Source organism: Streptomyces sp. XM4193 (assembly GCF_023072595.1).
Lineage (GTDB): Bacteria > Actinomycetota > Actinomycetes > Streptomycetales > Streptomycetaceae > Streptomyces.
The window spans coordinates 1,134,711-1,151,510 of the sequence record NZ_JALLGK010000001.1; the positions used below are offsets into that span (position 1 = coordinate 1,134,711).

Below are 16,800 nucleotides of genomic sequence, written 5' to 3' on the forward strand. Positions count from 1 at the left end.
CCCTCCTCGCCGTACTGGCAGGCTGGCCGTATGCCCCGACGCCCCGCCAGGGACGCGGCGAAGACCGCGTCCGAGAAGCCGCCCGAGAGTGCCGAGAAGCCGCCCGAGAGCGCTGCGACGACGCCCTCTGTGGACGCCTCGCCCAGGACCTCCGCGCAGAGCGCTGCCCGGACCCCGGCGAGCAACCGACCGTCCGGGAAGGCGGCCAGGGCGGCTGCCGGGAGGGCCGGCGGGCAGCGGCGGGGCACGGTGAAGCTGGTCGTGGACGGCGAGACGTTCCTCGTCCGGAGGCGCCCCGGAGCGCGCGGGATCTACGACTTCGACTGGATCAGCGGGCGGAACCCGGACTACGGCTTCACCACCGCCCTGCACGGTGCGTCCGGGCTGAGCGAGGACCAACTCCGCGAGGAGATACGGGAGTTCCTGGAGCAGATCGACCCCGAGACCGGGTACCTCCCGGACTGAGCCGCACGCACCGCACTGCACTGCACGCACTGCACGCACTGCACGCACTGCACGCACTGCACGCACTGCACCGTACGGCCGGCGCAGTGCCGCCCGTGCCGTGCCGCCGTGCCGTTCGTCCCGTCCGTGCCGTGACGCCCCGCCCGGCCCCGCGGTTGGGGACGGGGTCAGGGGCGGGGCACGTGCCGACGGCGTGCCCGCACCGGCGTCACTTCAGTGCGCCGACCAGGGCCGCGCGCAGATGGCCGCGGTGCTCCGAGAGCAGCCGCGCCGCGGTCGCGCCGTCGACCTCGCCGAGCAGCATCAGAATGGCGTTCTTGACCTCGCCGTCCGTCGCCGCGAGCGCGCGCTCGATCTCGCTGTCCTCCGCGCCGGTCGCCAGCGCGACGATACGGCGTGAGCGGGCCTGGAGCTTCTCGTTGGACGCCCGTACGTCCACCATCAGGTTCCCGTAGGTCTTGCCCAGCCGAATCATGGTGATGGTCGAGATCATGTTCAGCACCAGCTTCTGCGCGGTGCCTGCCTTCAACCGGGTGGAGCCGGTGATGAGTTCGGCCCCGGTGACCACCTCGACGGCGTGCTCGGCGGCCCGGCCCAGCGCCGAGCCCGGGTTGCCGGACACCCCGACGGTGAGCGCGCCCGCGCTCCGCGCGTGGCTCACCGCACCGACCGCGTACGGGGTGCGGCCCGAGGCGGAGACGCCGACCACGGTGTCCTTGGCCGACAGACCCAGCGAGACCAGGTCCTCCGCCGCCAACTCGGCGCTGTCCTCCGCCCCTTCGGCCGCGGAGACGAGGGCGCTCGGTCCGCCCGCGATGAGGCCGAGCACCTCCGAGGGGTCGGTGTTGAACGTCGGCGGGCACTCACTGGCGTCCAGCACGCCCAGTCGCCCGGCGGTGCCCGCACCCGCGTAGATCAACCGCCCTCCCTCGGCCATTCTGGCCGCGGCACCGTCGATCGCGCGGGCGATCACGGGGAGTTGGGTGGCGACGGCGTCGGGCACCGTGCTGTCCTCGCGGTTCATCACCCGCGCGATCTCCAGCGTGGGCAGTCGGTCGATCTCGGCGAGCTCGGGACGGAAGCTTTCGGTGGCGAGTGTGTCGAGCTGCGCGCGCAGCTCGTTGTAGGACGTCATGCTGGAGCGGCTCTTTCCGTACAGGTCCGGGTCTGATGGTCGGTCGGCGCGGTCAGTGCGTACGGGCGTGGTGGTGGGCGGATGGAGTGCGCCGCGGTGCGCGGTGCGGCCGGGGCCCGAGTGCCCGTTGGGAACCGCGCCGGGGTGCGTGCGCCGGCACACGGGGCGGTCGGCCGCGCCGCGCGGACGGCCGCGGCGGATGGCGGGTGCGGACGGATGATCAACGGGTGGTGGGGGAGTGGCGGTGTGCGAGCGCCTCGTAGGAGGCGGACAGCGCGGGCGCCGCCGTCTCGTACGTCTGCTGCGCCACCCCGATGAACAGGCAGTCCACCGCGAGGAGTTGACCGGTGCGACTGGACATCGCCGCGGGCCGCAGCTCGCTCTCGCGCCCCGTCGAAGTGGTCAGGACCAGATCGGCGTAGCTGCATATCTCGCCGTCCGGCCGCCCGGTGATCACCATGGTGGTGGCACCGCGCTCGAAGGCGGTCCGCAGCGGCTCGATGACGTCGACCGTGCGCCCGGAGTGGGTGATCGCCAGAGCTGCGTCCCCCGCACGCAGCTGCACGGCGTTGGTCACCGCCAGGTGCGGATCGCTGTGCGCCTGGGCGAGCAGGCCGATGCGCAGCAGCTTCTGCACCAGGTCCTGGGCGACGAGCCCGGAGGCGCCGACCCCGTACACGTCGATTCTTCGCGCGGTCGCCAGCGCGGAGACGGCCGCCTCGACCTGGGTGGGGTCGAGAGTCGCGGCGGTGTCCGCCAGCGACTGGCGCTCGTCGTGGGCGAGCTTGGCGATGACGTCGGTCATCGGATCGTCCACCGCGATGTCCGCGGTCACGGCGGGCGCCGCCCCCGACGCCTGGTGCGCGGCGAGCCCGGCGAGCGCCAGACGCAGATCGCGGTAGCCGGGATACCCGAGCAGCCGCGAGGTGCGGACGACGGTGGCCTCACTGGTGCCGGTGCGCTCGGCCAGACCCGTCACGGTGAGCGCGGCGCAGCCCGCCGGGTCGGCCGCGACGGTCTCGGCGACCCGCTGCATGGAGCGCGTCATCGAAGGCGCGAGAGTGCGCACCTTGGCGGCGAGCGCCCCCGGGTCCGGGGGAGTCTGCCGGGCCTCCGGAGCGCGCACGCCCTGCGGCTGCCGCAGCCGGCCCTGCTGGGCACCGGGCTGGAAACCGGCCTGGAAACCGGGCCCTCCCGCCGCCCCTCCCTGGTGCCCGGCGGCCCCGCTCTGCCCGGTCGCCCGGCCCTGGTGCCCGGCCGGCCCGCCCTGGTGCGGAGGTGTCCCCGGATTCCGGGCGTCCTGTGCGTACGCCGCCCCCGCGCCGCCGGCCTGCCCCGCACCCGCCTGGGCTGCCGGACCTGCCTGGGCTGCCGGACCTGCCTGGCCGGAGGGGGCGCTCGGCCCGCGCTGGGCCGCTGGGCCGCGCGCGCCCGCGCTCGTCCCCGGGCCGACCTGGCGCGCAGGCTGGGACGGACCGCCGCCCGGGGCGCCGCGGCCCGCACTGGAGAAACTTTCCTTCATTCGACCGCTCATGGGCGGAAAGTATTTCCGGTCGTGGCGTGCGTCAAGAGCGCGGACCGGCTTTGTGGAACCGATCCGGGCTGCTCGGCCCGCGTGTCTGGTGCAATGGACCGATGGAGTTGGAAGAGGCACTGCACACCGCGCGGGCGCTGATCCTGGCCGATCTCACCACCGCCGAGGTGGCCGACGCGGAGACCGTCTCGCTGGTGGAGGAGGCGGTGGCGCACCGTCGCTGGTGGGTCGAACAGTGGCCCGAAGGAGCGAAGTTCGTCCCCGGCCTGGTCGCCCAGGACGTACAGGACGCGCTGCTGGACCGCTACGGGCGCTGGCCGCTCTGCCCGCTCTGCGGCGACGGTGACCAAGCACCCTCTACCGGCCCGCACCCGGGCGGTTCGCGGTCGGGCGACCAGCGTTCGGGCGGTGCGCACGGGTCGGGGCACGGGTCGCACGGAGCTGAGCCCACAGCGGATCTGTACGGGATGCCCGACGCGCATCCGCACGCGCACACCGATCCGCAGCCCGACCCGTACGGCGGCGAGGGCCCGCACGCGCTGGACGTCGAGCCCGAACTCGGCGAGGACCCGCACTGGGTGTGCGCCCGCACCGCCACCGCCGTCGCACCGGTGGGCCGACTCGGCGCCCGCACGGAACAGCCCGGGAGCGGGGCGTGACGCTCTACATCGACCCGCCCGAGTGGCCCGGCCACGGAACGCTCTGGTCGCACCTGGTCAGCGATGTCTCCTACGAGGAGCTGCACCGATTCGCCGCCGAACTCGGCGCGCCGAGAAGGGCGTTCGACCGGGACCACTACGACGTACCGGCCTCCCGCCACCCCGACGCCGTACGGCTGGGCGCTGTCGAGGTGGGCAGCAAGGAGCTGGTGCGCCGGCTCACCGCCGCCGGCCTCCGCCGCCCCAAAGGCCGCCCCCACGCCTGAACCCGTGCACCCCTGGGTCCGCCGCGCCCCTGAGCCCGCGGTCGTCGTACGGCGCCGGGCTCGTACGCGGTCACCCGCGGTAGGGCGCCGCAGCTACTCGTACGCCGCGGATGCTCCTGCGGGGGTGGGTGAGGCCGCGCGGATCGAGGCGTTCAGTCGTGCGTCAGCTGCGTATTCGCTCGGCGCCGCTCGCGTCCGCCTCGCTCGGCACCGCTTCCCCGGCAGCGTCGGTCGCCCCGACCGACCGCTGCTGCTCGGAGGCCGCGACGACCTCCGAGTGGTGGTGGCCGCTCGAGTCGCCCTCGGAGCGGTGGAGGCGCGAGGCGAGCGCGGTCCCGGCGAGCGCGAGCACCGCGAGCAGGGCGCCCGTCCAGGCCACGGCGCGGTAGCCGAGGTTCGCGCTGATCACCAGGCCGCCGAGCCAGGGGCCCACGGTGTTGCCGATGTTGAACGACGCCGTGGTCGTACCGCCCGCCAGCGTCGGCGCGGCCCCCGCGACGTTGAACATCCGGGCGTTGATGGCCGGCGCGGTGAAGAACGCCGTCACGCCCAGCAGCAACGACAGGGTCACGGCCGCCACTGGGTTGCTCGCCGTGATCGCCAGCAGCCCGAGCACGACGGCGGAGGCGGCTATCCCCAGATACATCGTGCCGAACAGATGGGCGTCCGCCACGCGTCCGCCGATGAACGTACCGATCAGCGCCCCCACTCCGAACAGCGCCAGCACCGTCGGAACCCAACTCTCCGCCAGGCCCGCAACATCGGTGAGCAGCGGCGAGAGGTAGGAGAAGAGCGCGAACACGGCTGCGGCGTTCAACGCGGTGATCGCGACCGCCAACCACACCTGGCGGTCGGCGTAGATCCGCAGCTCGCGGCGGAGCACGGGCCGGTCCGCGCCGGTCGGCGGCTTGGTGCTGGGCACCACCGTGAGCACGCCGACCAGCCCTATCGCCGCCAGCACCGCCACTGCCCAGAAAGCCGCCCGCCAGCCCCAGTGCTGACCCACGAAGGCACCGGCCGGCACCCCGAAGACGTTGGCCACGCTCAGACCGCCGACCATGATGGCCATCGCTCTGGCCCGCGCGTTCACCGGAACGAGCGAGATCGCCACCGCCGCACCCACGGCCCAGAAGCCGGCGCAGGCGAGCGCACTCACCACCCGACTCGCGAACAGCACGCCGTACGTCGGCGCCAGCGCACCCGCCACCTGTCCGAGCCCGAACACCGCGAGCAACGCCACCAGGGTCGTACGCCTCGGCAGCCGCAGCGTCGCCGCGGCCAACAGCGGAGCGCCCACCACCATGCCGACCGCGAACGCCGACACGAGATAACCCGCCTGCGGAATGCTCACGTCCAGATCGCGCGCCAACGGCTGAAGCAGCCCGGAAAGCATGAACTCACTGGTGCCCAGCGCGAACACGGACAGCCCGAGGACATAGACGGCGGCAGGAATGCGGAAGGGCGGGGCAGGGGAGATCTCGGTGGTCACACCCGGAACCAACGCACCGCCCCCGCAGGAGCATTCCCACCCCGGGAGTGAATCGCCCGACGTACCCGTCCGGTCACCCAAGGTGCGGGCCTCGCCCCGACGACCGCCCGCCCGCAGTCGCCGCCCGTCACGGCGCAGACGTGTCGGACTCCGTCACGAAACCCACCTCACGACGACGGCGAACCCGCGTACCGTGACGCCAACGACCGCCGACGGGAGGGGAAATGTCCGTTTCTCCAATAGTTGCTCAGCACGGCCCCACCGCCGACTAGAACCCCACCTCACCAACACTGCTCCCCGCACACGCGGGGATGGACCCCGGTGGTGACGCATGCGGAACAACGCTCCCAGCTGCTCCCCGCACACGCGGGGATGGACCCAGTGCGTCGACTGGGAAATCGAATGGGCCCCGCTGCTCCACGCGTACGCGGGGATGGGCCCTGGGAGTTCCTGGAGCGGCTGGGCTACAGCCGCTGCTCCCCGCACACGTGGGGATGGACCGGCTTGGCCAGACGCCGTCGGGGGCGGGACTGCTCCCGACGCACGCGGGGATGGGCCCCGACGGCTTCCGTGTTTCCCGCGGGAAACATGCTGCTCCCCGCGCGCCCGGGGATGGACCCCTCATCCGCGACGCCGAGGGCGGAGTGATCGACCCATCCCCGCGCGCACGGGGATGGGTCCTTCGGTTCGCAGGTGGGTCTGGGCAACTGCGTCTGCTCCCCGCACGGTTGGCCCTGGGGCAGGAGTTACGGGGTGCGGCCGAGGAGGGCTACGAGTTGGTCCTGGGCGGGGGCGTCGGCGGGGACCTTCACGGGTGGGGCGAAGATGCCGTGGCCCTGCCACTCCTCCGCCTGCGGGGCGACGCGTTCGAGGAGGGCGCCGGCCAGTTCCGGGTCCAGGCGGTCGACGACGCCGATGCCTCGGGCCAGGTCCCAGGCGTGGACGGTGAGGTCGATCGTCATCTGCCAGCCGTACTCCTCGGCGTCGAGCGGGCCCATGGTGGTGTCCACGCGCAGTTCGAGGGCGCCCGGGCGGTGGAACGCGGGTTGGGAGACGGCGCTCGCCGCTTCCCAGGCGCCGCGCGGGTCGTCGCCGCCGACGTCGCCGTCGAACCGGTCGCCGACCTCCGCGACGGAGGCGCCCTTCAACAGCCAGGGCGCCCACAGGTGTTCGCCGATCAGGTGGTTTACCAGATCGCGCACGCTCCACTCGGTGCAGGGCGTGTCGGCGGACCACTGGTCGTCGCCGATGTACTCCACGCGTTGGCCGAATTCGGTGAAGCCGCGGTCGAGTGCGGTGAGCAGGTCCATGCGTTCCAGCGTGCCAGCGCTCGTGCCGCCCCGCGACGCGGACGGACGGATGGGCCGGGACGGGTTCGCCGGGTGCTGAAGGTGCGCGGGCCGACTCGTACGGACGGGCCGGGAAGCCCGGTTGCGCCGCAGCGGGGGCCCATGGAATGGCTCGACGGGGCGAACCGTGCGGGGTGCGGCCACGTTCGGTGTCGGAGCGGGTACGTGCCGGGGTCGGAGTGGTGCCGCCTCCGGCGCGGGTCCCTGGCTACGGGGTGCGAAACGGCGTTGCCGGGACGTGGGACCGGGCGGCGGGGGCCGGGGTCAGCCGAGCAGCAGGGTCAGCTCGGTGTGCAGGTTGTGACGGGCTCGTTCCTCCCAGTGTTCGGCGCCGTGCGGGGTGCGGTACAGGCGTGGCAGGCCGAGCAGTTGGCGCAGTACGTTCCCGCGGCCGGTGCGGAAGACGTCGTCGGGAACGAAGTCGTACTCCTCGCGCACTTGGGCCGCGTAGCGGGCGTACTCCTCGGGTGTGCCGGCAAGTACGGCGAGGTCGGCGTCGCAGAGGGCCTCACCGTTGGTGTCGCCGGGGGCGGGGTCGTGGGTGACGGTGAGCCGCACCAGTCGGGCCACCTCGGTGGTGCGGGAGTCGGGTACGCCGGCTTCGGGGAGGGCGCGTTCGGCGAGGGCGGCGCTGCGTTCCTCGTTCTCGCTGCGGTCCGGGCGGTAGTGGGCGTCGTGGAACCAGGCCGCCAGCTCGACGGCGCACGGGTCTGCCGCATGGGCGGTGTCGCGGCCCAGCTCGTCGAGGCGGTCCAGCACCGCGGCCAGGTGGTCGGTGGTGTGGTAGCGCCGCTGCGGCTCCGCCCAGCGGCGCAGCAGGTCGCGGGCGTACGGCTCGGGGGCAGGGCCGCTCGCGTCGTCGCGTGCGGCGAGCAGCAGCCGGTTCCAGCGTTCGGTCAGCTCCGCCGTCCGCGGGTGCTCGTCCGGCTGCTGTCGGGGGTGCTGGGGGTGCTGGGGACCGGTCCGCCCGTCGTTTCGGCGTGACTGTGCCGAGTGCGGTTCGACCGGGTGCGGTTCGTTCGAGTGCGGTGCGGGGGAGTCCTGGGCCGGCATGCGGCCATTGTCGCCGAAGCCGGCGGGGCTGCCGGGGCTGTCGGCATCGGGCGCTGTGGTGCGGGAGGGCGGGGGAGGGGGGACGGCAGGGCGGCGAGCGGGACGGGGTGGCGGTGGCGTGGAGGGCCGGGCCGGGCCGGCGCGGCCCTGGGCGGGGCTCAACCGGGCTCTGGCGTACGGATGTTGGGGAGGGGCGCCGGACCGGGTCGCTTCTGGTGGGGCACCTGGCGCGCTTCCGTACGGCGGCGGTGTGTGCCACCCTGGTGCACATGTCTAGACCAATGCTCGAAGTGATCGCGCTGAGCGCGGCCGACGCGACCGCCGCCCAGTCGGGAGGCGCCGACCGCCTCGAACTGGTCACCGACATGGCCGCCGACGGCCTGACGCCCGACATCGGCCTCTTCCGGGCAGTGCGCGACGCCGTGACGATCCCGGTGCGGGTCATGCTGCGCCTGTCGGCGGGCTTCACCGCCGGTGGCGAGCGCGGCCTCGCGGAGCTGACGGCGCGCGCCCGCGAGCTGAGGTCCGAGGGCGCGGAGGAGTTCGTTCTCGGCTTCCTCGACGAGGACGGGAAGCTCGACCTCGCCGCCACGGAGACCGTGCTGCTCGAACTCGGTGGCTGCTCGTGGACCTTCCACCGCGCCGTCGACCATGCGGCGGACCGGCACGCCGTCCGCCGGGAGCTGGCCGAACTGCCGGGCCTGGACACCTACTTGACCGCGGGATCGCCGCACGGCGTCGCCGACGGCCTGCCCGTCCTCACCGCCGAGGCGGAACGCCATCTCGCGGGCGAGCCGGGCTACACCCCGTGCCTCCTGATCGGCGGCGGCCTCCGTCTCGACCAGGTGCCCCCGCTGCGTGAGGCGGGCGTCGACGCCTTCCACATCGGTGCGGCGGCACGCCCCGGCGGTTGGACGCAGCCCGTCGACGCGGACGCCGTACGCCGCTGGCGGGCGGCCCTCGACCGTGAACCGGTGGATCGCGAGCCCCCGGGCGTACGGGCCCCCGCGCTCTGACCTCGCAGGTACGCGGCGCCCCGGCGCACCCCTCGTTCGGCTCGTTCGGCTCGTCGGCTCGTGGCTTGCCGGCTCGTCCGGCCGGGCGTCGTGCGCACTGCCCCCGGCAGGTTCCGCACGTCCCTGCACTGCCGGTCGGAAGTGCAGGGCCTCCACCCACGGCGTCCTTCCGCGAGCAGCCCCGTGACGGGGCGCTGTCGCGGAGGTCAGCCGCCGGTCGGGGCCGAGGGCGGGCGGGGTTGGGGTACGACCCGGGCGGGCCGGGCGGATTTGCGCCGGTACACGCCCGCGTCCTGGTCGGACTGTCCCAGCACGACGACACCGAAGGCCGTCGTCAGAAACACCTTGGTCACTCGCAGTGCGTTGCCGAGCAGGTGCCGGGGGTGGTCGCGACCGGAGAGGAGTGCGGTGGCTCCCGGCTCGGCGGACCTGTCGTCGGTTCGGCCGCCCCGGTTCTCCGGGCCGCCCATGGCAGAGGTGAACGATGCAGTACTCATGAGCCCAGCATGCGAGTCATCCTTTCGAGGCACATCCAACCTGGTGTGGATACGAGTGATCTTGGCCCTCCGTCCTGAGCCGTAGGGGTCGGCCACCGCTTCGACCCATGGCAGAGGCCTCATGGCAGAGGGAGCCCGTCCCCCCGGTCTGCGGCAGCGGCCCCGCGCGGCAGAGAGCACCCGGCAGCGGACCCGCTCGCGGCTCCCGGCTCCCGGCTCCCCGCCCCCGCTCCCGGCTCCCCGGCTCCCCGCGCTCCCGCCTCCGACCGCCCCGCGCCCCGCACGCCCCGCGGCGGGGTCCGGCGTCCGCGCGGGCGCTCGGCCGGTAAACGGTTCGCGTCCCCGCTCGCCGCTGAGTACACTCTCGCGTCTTGCCTCCTTCCCGGAGCTCCACCCACCCCGTACCCGCCGCTTCCGCGGCCGTGTGTACGGCCCGCACCGAAGCCCGCGGCCGTCTTCAGCGCCCGCGCAGCCCATGGCCCGGTGCGCCGACGGAGCCCGGCAGGACCCCGGCCGGACGGAACCGGTCGAGACTTCCGCACGCCCGGTCCGTCCGGCGTGCCACCGTCCGCAGCCGCCCCAGGCCCGATCCGCCCGTCCCGGTGACGTGCGGTGGCTTGTCCGTTCCCGTAGGAGTACCGCCGTGTCCGCGCACGCGTCCGATCCACTGGCCCACGAACGTGCCCATCTCGCCGACTCCCGTGCCGCCCTGCGGGCGATGCGCGAGGAAGTCGAATCGCTCGACACCACTGATGTGGCGGCGAGTTGGGTGAGTGCGGAGGTGGTGAGGGCGGGCGTGCAGGAGCGCATCAAGGCGCTCGCCGACCTCAGTCACGCCCCGCTCTTCTTCGGCCGGCTCGACTACGAGGACGCCCGCGCGGAGGACGCCCGCGCGGAGGGCTCTCCCGCGGACGGCTCCGGCGCCCGGTCCGTCCGCCGGCACGGGCCCGGTGACGAGGACGCCCACCGCTTCTACATCGGCCGTCGCCACGTCCACGACCGCGAGGGCGATCCGATGGTGATCGACTGGCGCGCCCCGGTCTCGCAGCCCTTCTACCGCGCCTCCCGCCGCGATCCCCAACAGGTGCGGCTGCGCCGCCGGTTCGGCTACACCCACGGCGACCTCACCGCCTACGAGGACGAGCACCTCACCGACACCTCCGAGGAGGACCGCGGCAGCGCGCTGCTCCAGCGGGAGATCGAGCGCCCCAGGGTCGGTCCGATGCGCGACATCGTCGCGACCATCCAGCCCGAGCAGGACGAGATCGTCCGCGCCGCCGTCGAGGGCACGGTCTGCGTCCAGGGCGCCCCGGGCACCGGGAAGACCGCCGTCGGCCTGCACCGTGTCGCGTATCTGCTCTACGCGCACCGCGAGCGGCTCGCCCGCACCGGCACCCTGGTCATCGGGCCGAACGAGTCCTTCCTCCACTACATCGAGCAAGTGCTGCCGGCGCTGGGGGAGTTGGCCGTACGGCAGACCACCGCCGACCGGCTGGTCGCCCACTTCCCGGTCCGCGGTGCCGACGACGCGCCCACCGCGACCCTCAAGGGCGATGCGCGGATGGCAGAGGTGCTGCGCCGCGCGCTGCTCTCCCACGTCACGACGCCGACCGAGCCGTGCGTGGTGGTGCGCGGGTCCCGTCGCTGGCGGGTGCCGGCGTACGAACTCGCCGAGATCACCGAGCAGTTGAGGGAGCGCGGCATCCGCTACGGCGCGGCGCGGGAGGCGTTCCCGCAGCGCATCGCGCACGCCGTGCTGATCCGGATGGAGCAGGCGGGCGAGGCACCCGACGACCGGGTGCAGGACGCCGTGGCGCGCAACGCCGCGGTGAAGGCGACGGTCAAGGAGGTCTGGCCGGCCGTCGACCCGGCGCGACTGGTGCTGCGGCTGCTGTCCGACGCCGACTTCCTGGCCGAGCAGGCTGCCGGGATCCTCGACGACCAGGAGCAGAAGACCCTGCTGTGGGACCGGCCCGCGCGCGGTGTGAAGTCCGCGAAGTGGTCCGCCGCGGACCTGGTGCTGATCGACGAGGCGATGGACCTGGTCGCCCGTACGCCCTCGCTCGGACACGTCGTGCTGGACGAGGCGCAGGACCTCTCGCCGATGCAGTACCGCGCCGTCGGCCGCCGCTGCTCCACCGGCTCCGCGACCGTGCTGGGCGACATCGCGCAGGGCACCACCCCCTGGGCGACCGGGAGTTGGCAGGAGGCGCTGCGGCATCTCGGCAAACCCGACGCCGCCGTCGAGGAGTTGACGCAGGGCTTCCGGGTGCCGCGCGAGGTCATCGCCTACGCCTCCCGGCTGCTGCCCGCCATCGCCCCGGAGCTGGAGGAGGCCACCTCGGTGCGCGAGGCGCCGGGCGACTTCGCCGTACGTGCCGTCTCCGCCGGGGAGTTGGACGCGGCGGTCGTCGCCGCCTGCCGCGAAGCGCTCGGACGCGAGGGCTCCATCGGACTCATCGCCGCCGACACTCGAGTCGACCGGCTGGCGACCGCGCTGGCCGAGGCGGGGATGCCCCATCTCGACCCCGGCGAGGAGACCTCCGAGACCGCCCGCCTCACCCTGGTCCCGGCCTCGCTCGCCAAGGGACTGGAGTACGACCACGTGGTGCTCGACGAGCCGGCCGCGGTGGTCGACGCCGAACCGGACGACCGCACCGGGCTTCGACGTCTCTACGTCGCGCTGACCCGCGCGGTCTCCGGTCTGACCGTCGTCCACGCGAGCCCGCTCCCCGAAGCCCTCGCCGACTGACCCCGCCGACGCGTTCCGCGGGCGCCCGCAGGAGACCGCAGACGTCCCGCGTCGTACGCCGTGCCCACTCGGAACGGGCGCGGGGCGTACGACGCGGTGGTCCGGGCCCGGGCAGGCGTGCGGGGACTGCCTGCCCGGTCAGTCTCGGGGCGTCGGTCTCCGGGGCGTCAGTCCTCGGGGGCGGCCAGGTACTCGTCGGCGTCGACGATCCGGTAGGCGTACCCCTGCTCGGCCAGGAAGCGCTGGCGGTGCGCGGCGAAGTCCTGGTCGATGGTGTCCCGTGCGACCACGGTGTAGAAGCGCGCCTCGTGCCCGTCGGCCTTGGGGCGCAGCACCCGGCCGAGCCGCTGGGCCTCCTCCTGGCGCGAGCCGTACGTCCCGGAGACCTGGATGGCGACCGTGGCCTCCGGCAGGTCGATGGAGAAGTTCGCCACCTTCGAGACCACCAGCGCGGACAGTTCGCCCCGGCGGAAGGCGTCGAAGAGCTTCTCGCGCTGGGCGTTGCTCGTCTCGCCCTTGATCACCGGAACGCCCAACCGCTCGCCCAGCTCGTCGAGTTGGTCGATGTACTGGCCGATCACCAGCGTCTGGTCGCCCGCGTGCCGACGCACCAGGGTCTCGGTCACGCGCTGCTTGGTTTCGGTGGTGGCGCAGAAGCGGTACTTCTCGTCCGCCTCCGCCGTCGCGTACGCCAGCCGCTCGGACTCGGTGAGGTTGACCCGCACCTCCACGCAGTCCGCCGGCGCGATGTAGCCCTGCGCCTCGATCTCCTTCCACGGGGCGTCGAACCGCTTCGGCCCGATCAGCGAGAACACGTCCGACTCGCGGCCGTCCTCGCGCACCAGCGTGGCCGTCAGCCCGAGTCTGCGCCGGGCCTGGAGGTCGGCGGTGAACTTGAACACCGGAGCCGGGAGCAGATGCACCTCGTCGTAGACGATCAGCCCCCAGTCCCGGGAGTCGAAGAGCTCAAGGTGCGGGTAGACGCCCTTCCGCCTGGTCGTCAGCACCTGGTAGGTGGCGATGGTGACCGGACGGATCTCCTTCCTGGTGCCGCTGTACTCGCCGATCTCGTCCTCGGTCAGCGAGGTGCGGCGGACCAGCTCGTGCTTCCACTGCCGCGCGGAGACCGTGTTCGTCACCAGGATCAGCGTCGTGGCGCCCGCTTTCGCCATCGCACCCGCGCCGACCAGCGTCTTGCCGGCGCCGCAGGGCAGCACCACGACGCCGGAGCCGCCGTGCCAGAAGCCCTCGACCGCCTGGTTCTGGTACGGCCGCAGCGACCACTCGCGCTCGTCCAGCTCGATCGGGTGCGCCTCGCCGTCCACGTACCCGGCCAGATCCTCGGCCGGCCACCCCAGCTTGAGCAGCGTCTGCTTGATCTGGCCGCGCTCGGAGGGGTGCACCGCGACCGTGTCCGGGTCGACCCGGGCGCCGACCAGCGGTTTGATCCGCTTGGATCGCAGGATCTCCTCCAGCACCGGGCGGTCGGTGGTCGCCAGCACCAGTCCGTGCGCCGGGTGCTTGCTGAGCGTCAGCCGCCCGTACCGGGACATCGTCTCGGCGACGTCGACCAGCAGCGCGTGCGGCACCGGATAGCGCGAGAACTCCATCAGCGCGTCGACGACCTGCTCGGCGTCGTGCCCGGCGGCGCGCGCGTTCCACAGGCCCAGCGGCGTCATCCGGTAGGTGTGGATGTGCTCGGGAGCGCGCTCCAGCTCGGCGAACGGCGCGATGGCCCGCCGACAGGCGTCGGCCTGCTCGTGGTCCACCTCCAGCAGCAACGTCTTGTCGCTCTGGACGATCAGGGGTCCAGCGTTCACCGGCGCCAGCCTTCCGTAGCCTTCGGACCCGGCGGCTGCGGGCCGTCCTCCAGGCTACGACCTCGACGTGTGTTGCCCGGGGCGGTCGTGTCGTGACCCGGCTCACCGTCGGCTCCGCCGCCCCACCTGCGTCCGGCCCCTGACGCGGTTCGCTGCACCGCTCGCGCCCCGGGCTCACCGCGGGGCCGACTCGCCTCTCCCGACTCGTCTCTCCCGGCACGCCTCTTCCGGCCCGCCGCTCCAGGCCCGCGCCTCTCACTCGGCGCGTGCGCCTCTCCCGCCCCGTGCCTCCCGTCCGGCCTGCCTCCCGTCCGGCCCGGGAGGGGTGTCACTCGGCGAGTTCGGCGGCGCCGGTGATGCGGTGCAGCGGGTAGGTGCGGACCTCGTCGGCGGTGTGGTCGTACGCCGTGACGAATCCGCCCTCCACCCGCACCGGTGCGATGACCCGCTGGCTGGCGGCGCCGTCGGCGTTGACGTACCCGATCCAGACCGCCTCGCCGGTCAGCACCGCGGACTGCATGGTCGCCAGGGTGTCCGCGGAGGTGCTGCGGGGCAGTTCGCCCGCCGGCGTGCGACGCGGCGCGCGGGGCTTTCGGTGCGTGGCGGTGGCCGCGAGGTCGCCGGCGCGGATGGCGCGCACCGCGGCGGTCAGCAGACGTGCGTCCGGCCGCGGCGGACCGTCGGGCACCGGTTCGGGTGCGGTGCGCGGCGGCGTTCGACGGGCGTCGACCCGACTGATCAGCACATCGCCCTCGGCCGATTCGGCGGCCGGCGCGTAGCCCAACTCCCGGAGTTTCAGCAGGAGTTGGGAGGGGTCGAGTTGGGAGGCGAGGACCGTGGGTGCGAGCAGCCGCAGACGCAGTGCGGCGCTGCGCCGGTCGGCGAGGATCTCGGCCAGCAGGTTGTCGTCCTCGCAGCGCACATACGCCGAGGCGGCGCCGATCCGCAGCCGGCCGTGTTTGCGGGCGACATCGTCGATCAGATAGCTGAGCGGCTGCGGCACGGGGGTGCGCGAGTGCGCGGCGAGGAAGGCGTGCAGTTCGGCGGGGTTGCGGCCGGCGTCCAGCGCGCGCCGCACCGAGGCGGTGGTGAAGCGGTAGACGGTCGCGCCGCCCTTGGACTCGACGTCGGCCAGCACGTTCAGCGTCTCGGCGAGCGGACGCTCCAGCGGGCCGGGCGCCACCGCGGTCAGGTCGGCCTGGAGCAGCACGTGGTCCAGCGGTTCGGGCAGCAGCGGCGCGACCAGCTGGGCGGCCTTCTCGACCGCGGCGGGCCGGTCGCCGTCGACGGCCGTGACCCACTCCCGCACGCCGGACGCCAGCGCGCCGCGACCGGTCACCCCCAGCAGCTCGGCCTCCTGCGTCGTGGCCGCGCACAACTGCTCGCGGAACGCGCCGGACGCCCGCAGCGGGCGCTCCCAGCGCAGCCGGGCGGCCAGCGCGTCCGGCTCCGGCGCGGCACCCGGCGGCAGTTCGGCCAGCAGCCGCAGCAGCCGCAACCGCAGACCCGGCGCCGGGCTGCGGTCCAGCCCGGGACCGAGGGCGGACAGCGGCCGTCCCTTGCCGTCCCTGGTGCCGGCGAGGCCCGGGACCCGCGTCATCGGCAGCCAGGCGGTGATCAGCGCGGCCCACCGGTGGTGGTCGCGGCGCTCGCGCCAACTGTCGTAGGCGGGAGTCGGCGCGTACCGCTCGTCGGCCTCGCCGTCCGAGGCCAACAGCCCTGCGGCGTAGGCGAGTTCGACCCAGAAGGCGGTCTCGTCCTCGGTCAGCTCCAGCGCGGCCGCGGTGCGTGCGAGGTCCCGCACCCCGAGTCCGCCGGCGCGCAGCACGGCGGGGGAGGAGTGCTGCCACTCCTGGAGCAGGTCGTCGATCCGCCCGAGAGCGGTGTGCGCCTGCCCGGCCGCCGCCGTGTCCACGCTGCGCTCGGGGTGCTGGCGCCGCAGCACGATCTCCGGGGGCACGGCCTCCAACCGTTCGTGCGCCCGGCCGCCGCGCCGTGCGAGCGCCACCTCGCGCGGCAGTACGACGGTGCGCGGCCCGGCGGGCAGCAGTACGCCGCGGTCGAGCAGCCAGCGGACCGGCGGCGAGGGACTGCCGGACACCTCGCCGTACGGCGGTCCCCACAGCAGCTTGTCCACCATCGTCACCGCGCCGGCCGGGGCCTGCTCCAGCAGTTCGGCCAACCGCCCGGTGTCGCCGAGCAGTTCGGCCAGCGAGGCGAGCGCGCTCACCGGGTCGGCCGTGGTGGCAAGACCGGCGCTGAGCAGCATCTCCTGGAGCCGGCCCGGCGACATGCCGACCGCCGCCTCGGTGAGCGAGGGACCGAGCCCGGTGGGCGAGGGGGTGGTGGAGGTGGGGGCGAGCAGCTCGCGAGCGGTGCGCACCAGCCGCAGCCGGTCGTCGCCGCCCCAGATCACCGCCTGGGCCCTCAGCGCCCGCAGCGCCCTCGGCAGCTCGGCCTCGCCGCCGGGCAGCAGCGCCTCCAGCACGGCGTACGGGCACGGGTCCGGCGCCACCGCGAGCGCCTGCGCGGTCTGCAGCGCGAACTGGTCCAGCCGTTCCAGCGCACGGCTGACCGAGGCCCGGGTGCCCGCCCTGGTGGCGAGCTGGGTCAGATCGCCGGGCACCGGGGAGAGCAGGTCGGGGCGGACCCGCAGCAGCTCGGCTATCGCCTCGTCGGGCCAGGAACGCAGCTCGTCGGCGAGGGTGCGCGGGGAACCGGTCTCGCTGGTCATTCGCCCCACAGTAGTACCGACCCGGGCAGTA

General features: G+C 73.9%; 12 protein-coding genes and 1 pseudogene. 5 read left to right on the forward strand and 8 right to left on the reverse strand.

Annotated elements, in window-relative coordinates; translation table 11 throughout:
• Positions 1-30: 30 nt before the first annotated feature.
• A complete protein-coding gene (locus MTQ01_RS04715; RefSeq protein WP_247486989.1) occupies positions 31-465 on the forward strand; it encodes a hypothetical protein in 435 nt (144 codons plus the stop codon).
• Between the two features lie 208 nt (positions 466-673).
• Here the strand turns inward: MTQ01_RS04715 and murQ are convergent, their stop codons facing one another.
• Together murQ and MTQ01_RS04725 are read right to left on the reverse strand one after the other, a co-directional pair.
• Complete coding sequence (murQ, locus tag MTQ01_RS04720) at positions 674-1,600, reverse strand: N-acetylmuramic acid 6-phosphate etherase (protein WP_247486990.1); 927 nt, start codon at positions 1,598-1,600, stop codon at positions 674-676.
• Positions 1,601-1,820: 220 nt separating this feature from the next.
• A complete protein-coding gene (locus tag MTQ01_RS04725) occupies positions 1,821-2,744 on the reverse strand; it encodes a MurR/RpiR family transcriptional regulator (protein ID WP_282613312.1) in 924 nt (307 codons plus the stop codon).
• A 491-nt stretch (positions 2,745-3,235) separates the two neighbouring features.
• Here MTQ01_RS04725 and MTQ01_RS04730 point away from each other — a divergent pair.
• Positions 3,236-3,481: pseudogene (locus MTQ01_RS04730) on the forward strand (hypothetical protein); the annotation flags it as partial.
• Positions 3,482-3,789: 308 nt separating this feature from the next.
• Positions 3,790-4,059 carry a DUF4031 domain-containing protein gene (locus MTQ01_RS04735; RefSeq protein ID WP_247486991.1) on the forward strand — a complete coding sequence of 90 codons (270 nt, stop codon included), beginning with the start codon at positions 3,790-3,792 and terminating at the stop codon, positions 4,057-4,059.
• Between the two features lie 163 nt (positions 4,060-4,222).
• Here the strand turns inward: MTQ01_RS04735 and MTQ01_RS04740 are convergent, their stop codons facing one another.
• The 3 genes from MTQ01_RS04740 to MTQ01_RS04750 form a co-directional block, all read right to left on the reverse strand.
• Positions 4,223-5,512: a Cmx/CmrA family chloramphenicol efflux MFS transporter gene (locus MTQ01_RS04740; protein ID WP_247487744.1), complete on the reverse strand. Its 1,290-nt coding sequence runs from the start codon at positions 5,510-5,512 to the stop codon at positions 4,223-4,225.
• 782 nt (positions 5,513-6,294) lie between these two features.
• Complete coding sequence (locus tag MTQ01_RS04745; protein ID WP_247486992.1) at positions 6,295-6,858, reverse strand: TIGR03086 family metal-binding protein; 564 nt, start codon at positions 6,856-6,858, stop codon at positions 6,295-6,297.
• A 303-nt stretch (positions 6,859-7,161) separates the two neighbouring features.
• Positions 7,162-7,950 (reverse strand): hypothetical protein, encoded by a 789-nt coding sequence (locus tag MTQ01_RS04750; RefSeq protein WP_247486993.1) that lies wholly within the window; start codon positions 7,948-7,950, stop codon positions 7,162-7,164.
• 269 nt (positions 7,951-8,219) lie between these two features.
• On the opposite strand from MTQ01_RS04750, the gene MTQ01_RS04755 reads away from it, so the two are divergent.
• Entirely contained in the window at positions 8,220-8,966 is a 747-nt protein-coding gene (locus MTQ01_RS04755) for a copper homeostasis protein CutC (RefSeq protein WP_247486994.1), read from the forward strand.
• A 206-nt stretch (positions 8,967-9,172) separates the two neighbouring features.
• Here the strand turns inward: MTQ01_RS04755 and MTQ01_RS04760 are convergent, their stop codons facing one another.
• A complete protein-coding gene (locus MTQ01_RS04760) occupies positions 9,173-9,463 on the reverse strand; it encodes a hypothetical protein (protein WP_247486995.1) in 291 nt (96 codons plus the stop codon).
• 643 nt (positions 9,464-10,106) lie between these two features.
• Here MTQ01_RS04760 and MTQ01_RS04765 point away from each other — a divergent pair.
• Positions 10,107-12,215 (forward strand): ATP-binding domain-containing protein, encoded by a 2,109-nt coding sequence (locus MTQ01_RS04765; RefSeq protein ID WP_247486996.1) that lies wholly within the window; start codon positions 10,107-10,109, stop codon positions 12,213-12,215.
• Between the two features lie 167 nt (positions 12,216-12,382).
• Here the strand turns inward: MTQ01_RS04765 and MTQ01_RS04770 are convergent, their stop codons facing one another.
• Together MTQ01_RS04770 and MTQ01_RS04775 are read right to left on the reverse strand one after the other, a co-directional pair.
• The gene (locus MTQ01_RS04770; protein ID WP_247486997.1) at positions 12,383-14,035 is read right to left on the reverse strand and encodes a DNA repair helicase XPB; all 1,653 of its coding nucleotides are present in this window, start codon (positions 14,033-14,035) and stop codon (positions 12,383-12,385) included.
• Positions 14,036-14,363: 328 nt separating this feature from the next.
• A complete protein-coding gene (locus MTQ01_RS04775) occupies positions 14,364-16,769 on the reverse strand; it encodes a helicase C-terminal domain-containing protein (protein ID WP_247486998.1) in 2,406 nt (801 codons plus the stop codon).
• Positions 16,770-16,800: the final 31 nt, after the last annotated feature.

What these genes read in the sequence shown, in the direction of transcription:
- MTQ01_RS04715 (WP_247486989.1), top strand. Translation starts at nt 31, where the DNA reads ATGCCCCGACGCCCCGCCAGGGACGCGGCGAAGACCGCGTCCGAGAAG.
- murQ (WP_247486990.1), bottom strand. Translation starts at nt 1,600, where the DNA reads ATGACGTCCTACAACGAGCTGCGCGCGCAGCTCGACACACTCGCCACC.
- MTQ01_RS04745 (WP_247486992.1), bottom strand. Translation starts at nt 6,858, where the DNA reads ATGGACCTGCTCACCGCACTCGACCGCGGCTTCACCGAATTCGGCCAA.
- MTQ01_RS04750 (WP_247486993.1), bottom strand. Translation starts at nt 7,950, where the DNA reads ATGCCGGCCCAGGACTCCCCCGCACCGCACTCGAACGAACCGCACCCG.
- MTQ01_RS04755 (WP_247486994.1), top strand. Translation starts at nt 8,220, where the DNA reads ATGTCTAGACCAATGCTCGAAGTGATCGCGCTGAGCGCGGCCGACGCG.
- MTQ01_RS04760 (WP_247486995.1), bottom strand. Translation starts at nt 9,463, where the DNA reads ATGAGTACTGCATCGTTCACCTCTGCCATGGGCGGCCCGGAGAACCGG.
- MTQ01_RS04775 (WP_247486998.1), bottom strand. Translation starts at nt 16,769, where the DNA reads ATGACCAGCGAGACCGGTTCCCCGCGCACCCTCGCCGACGAGCTGCGT.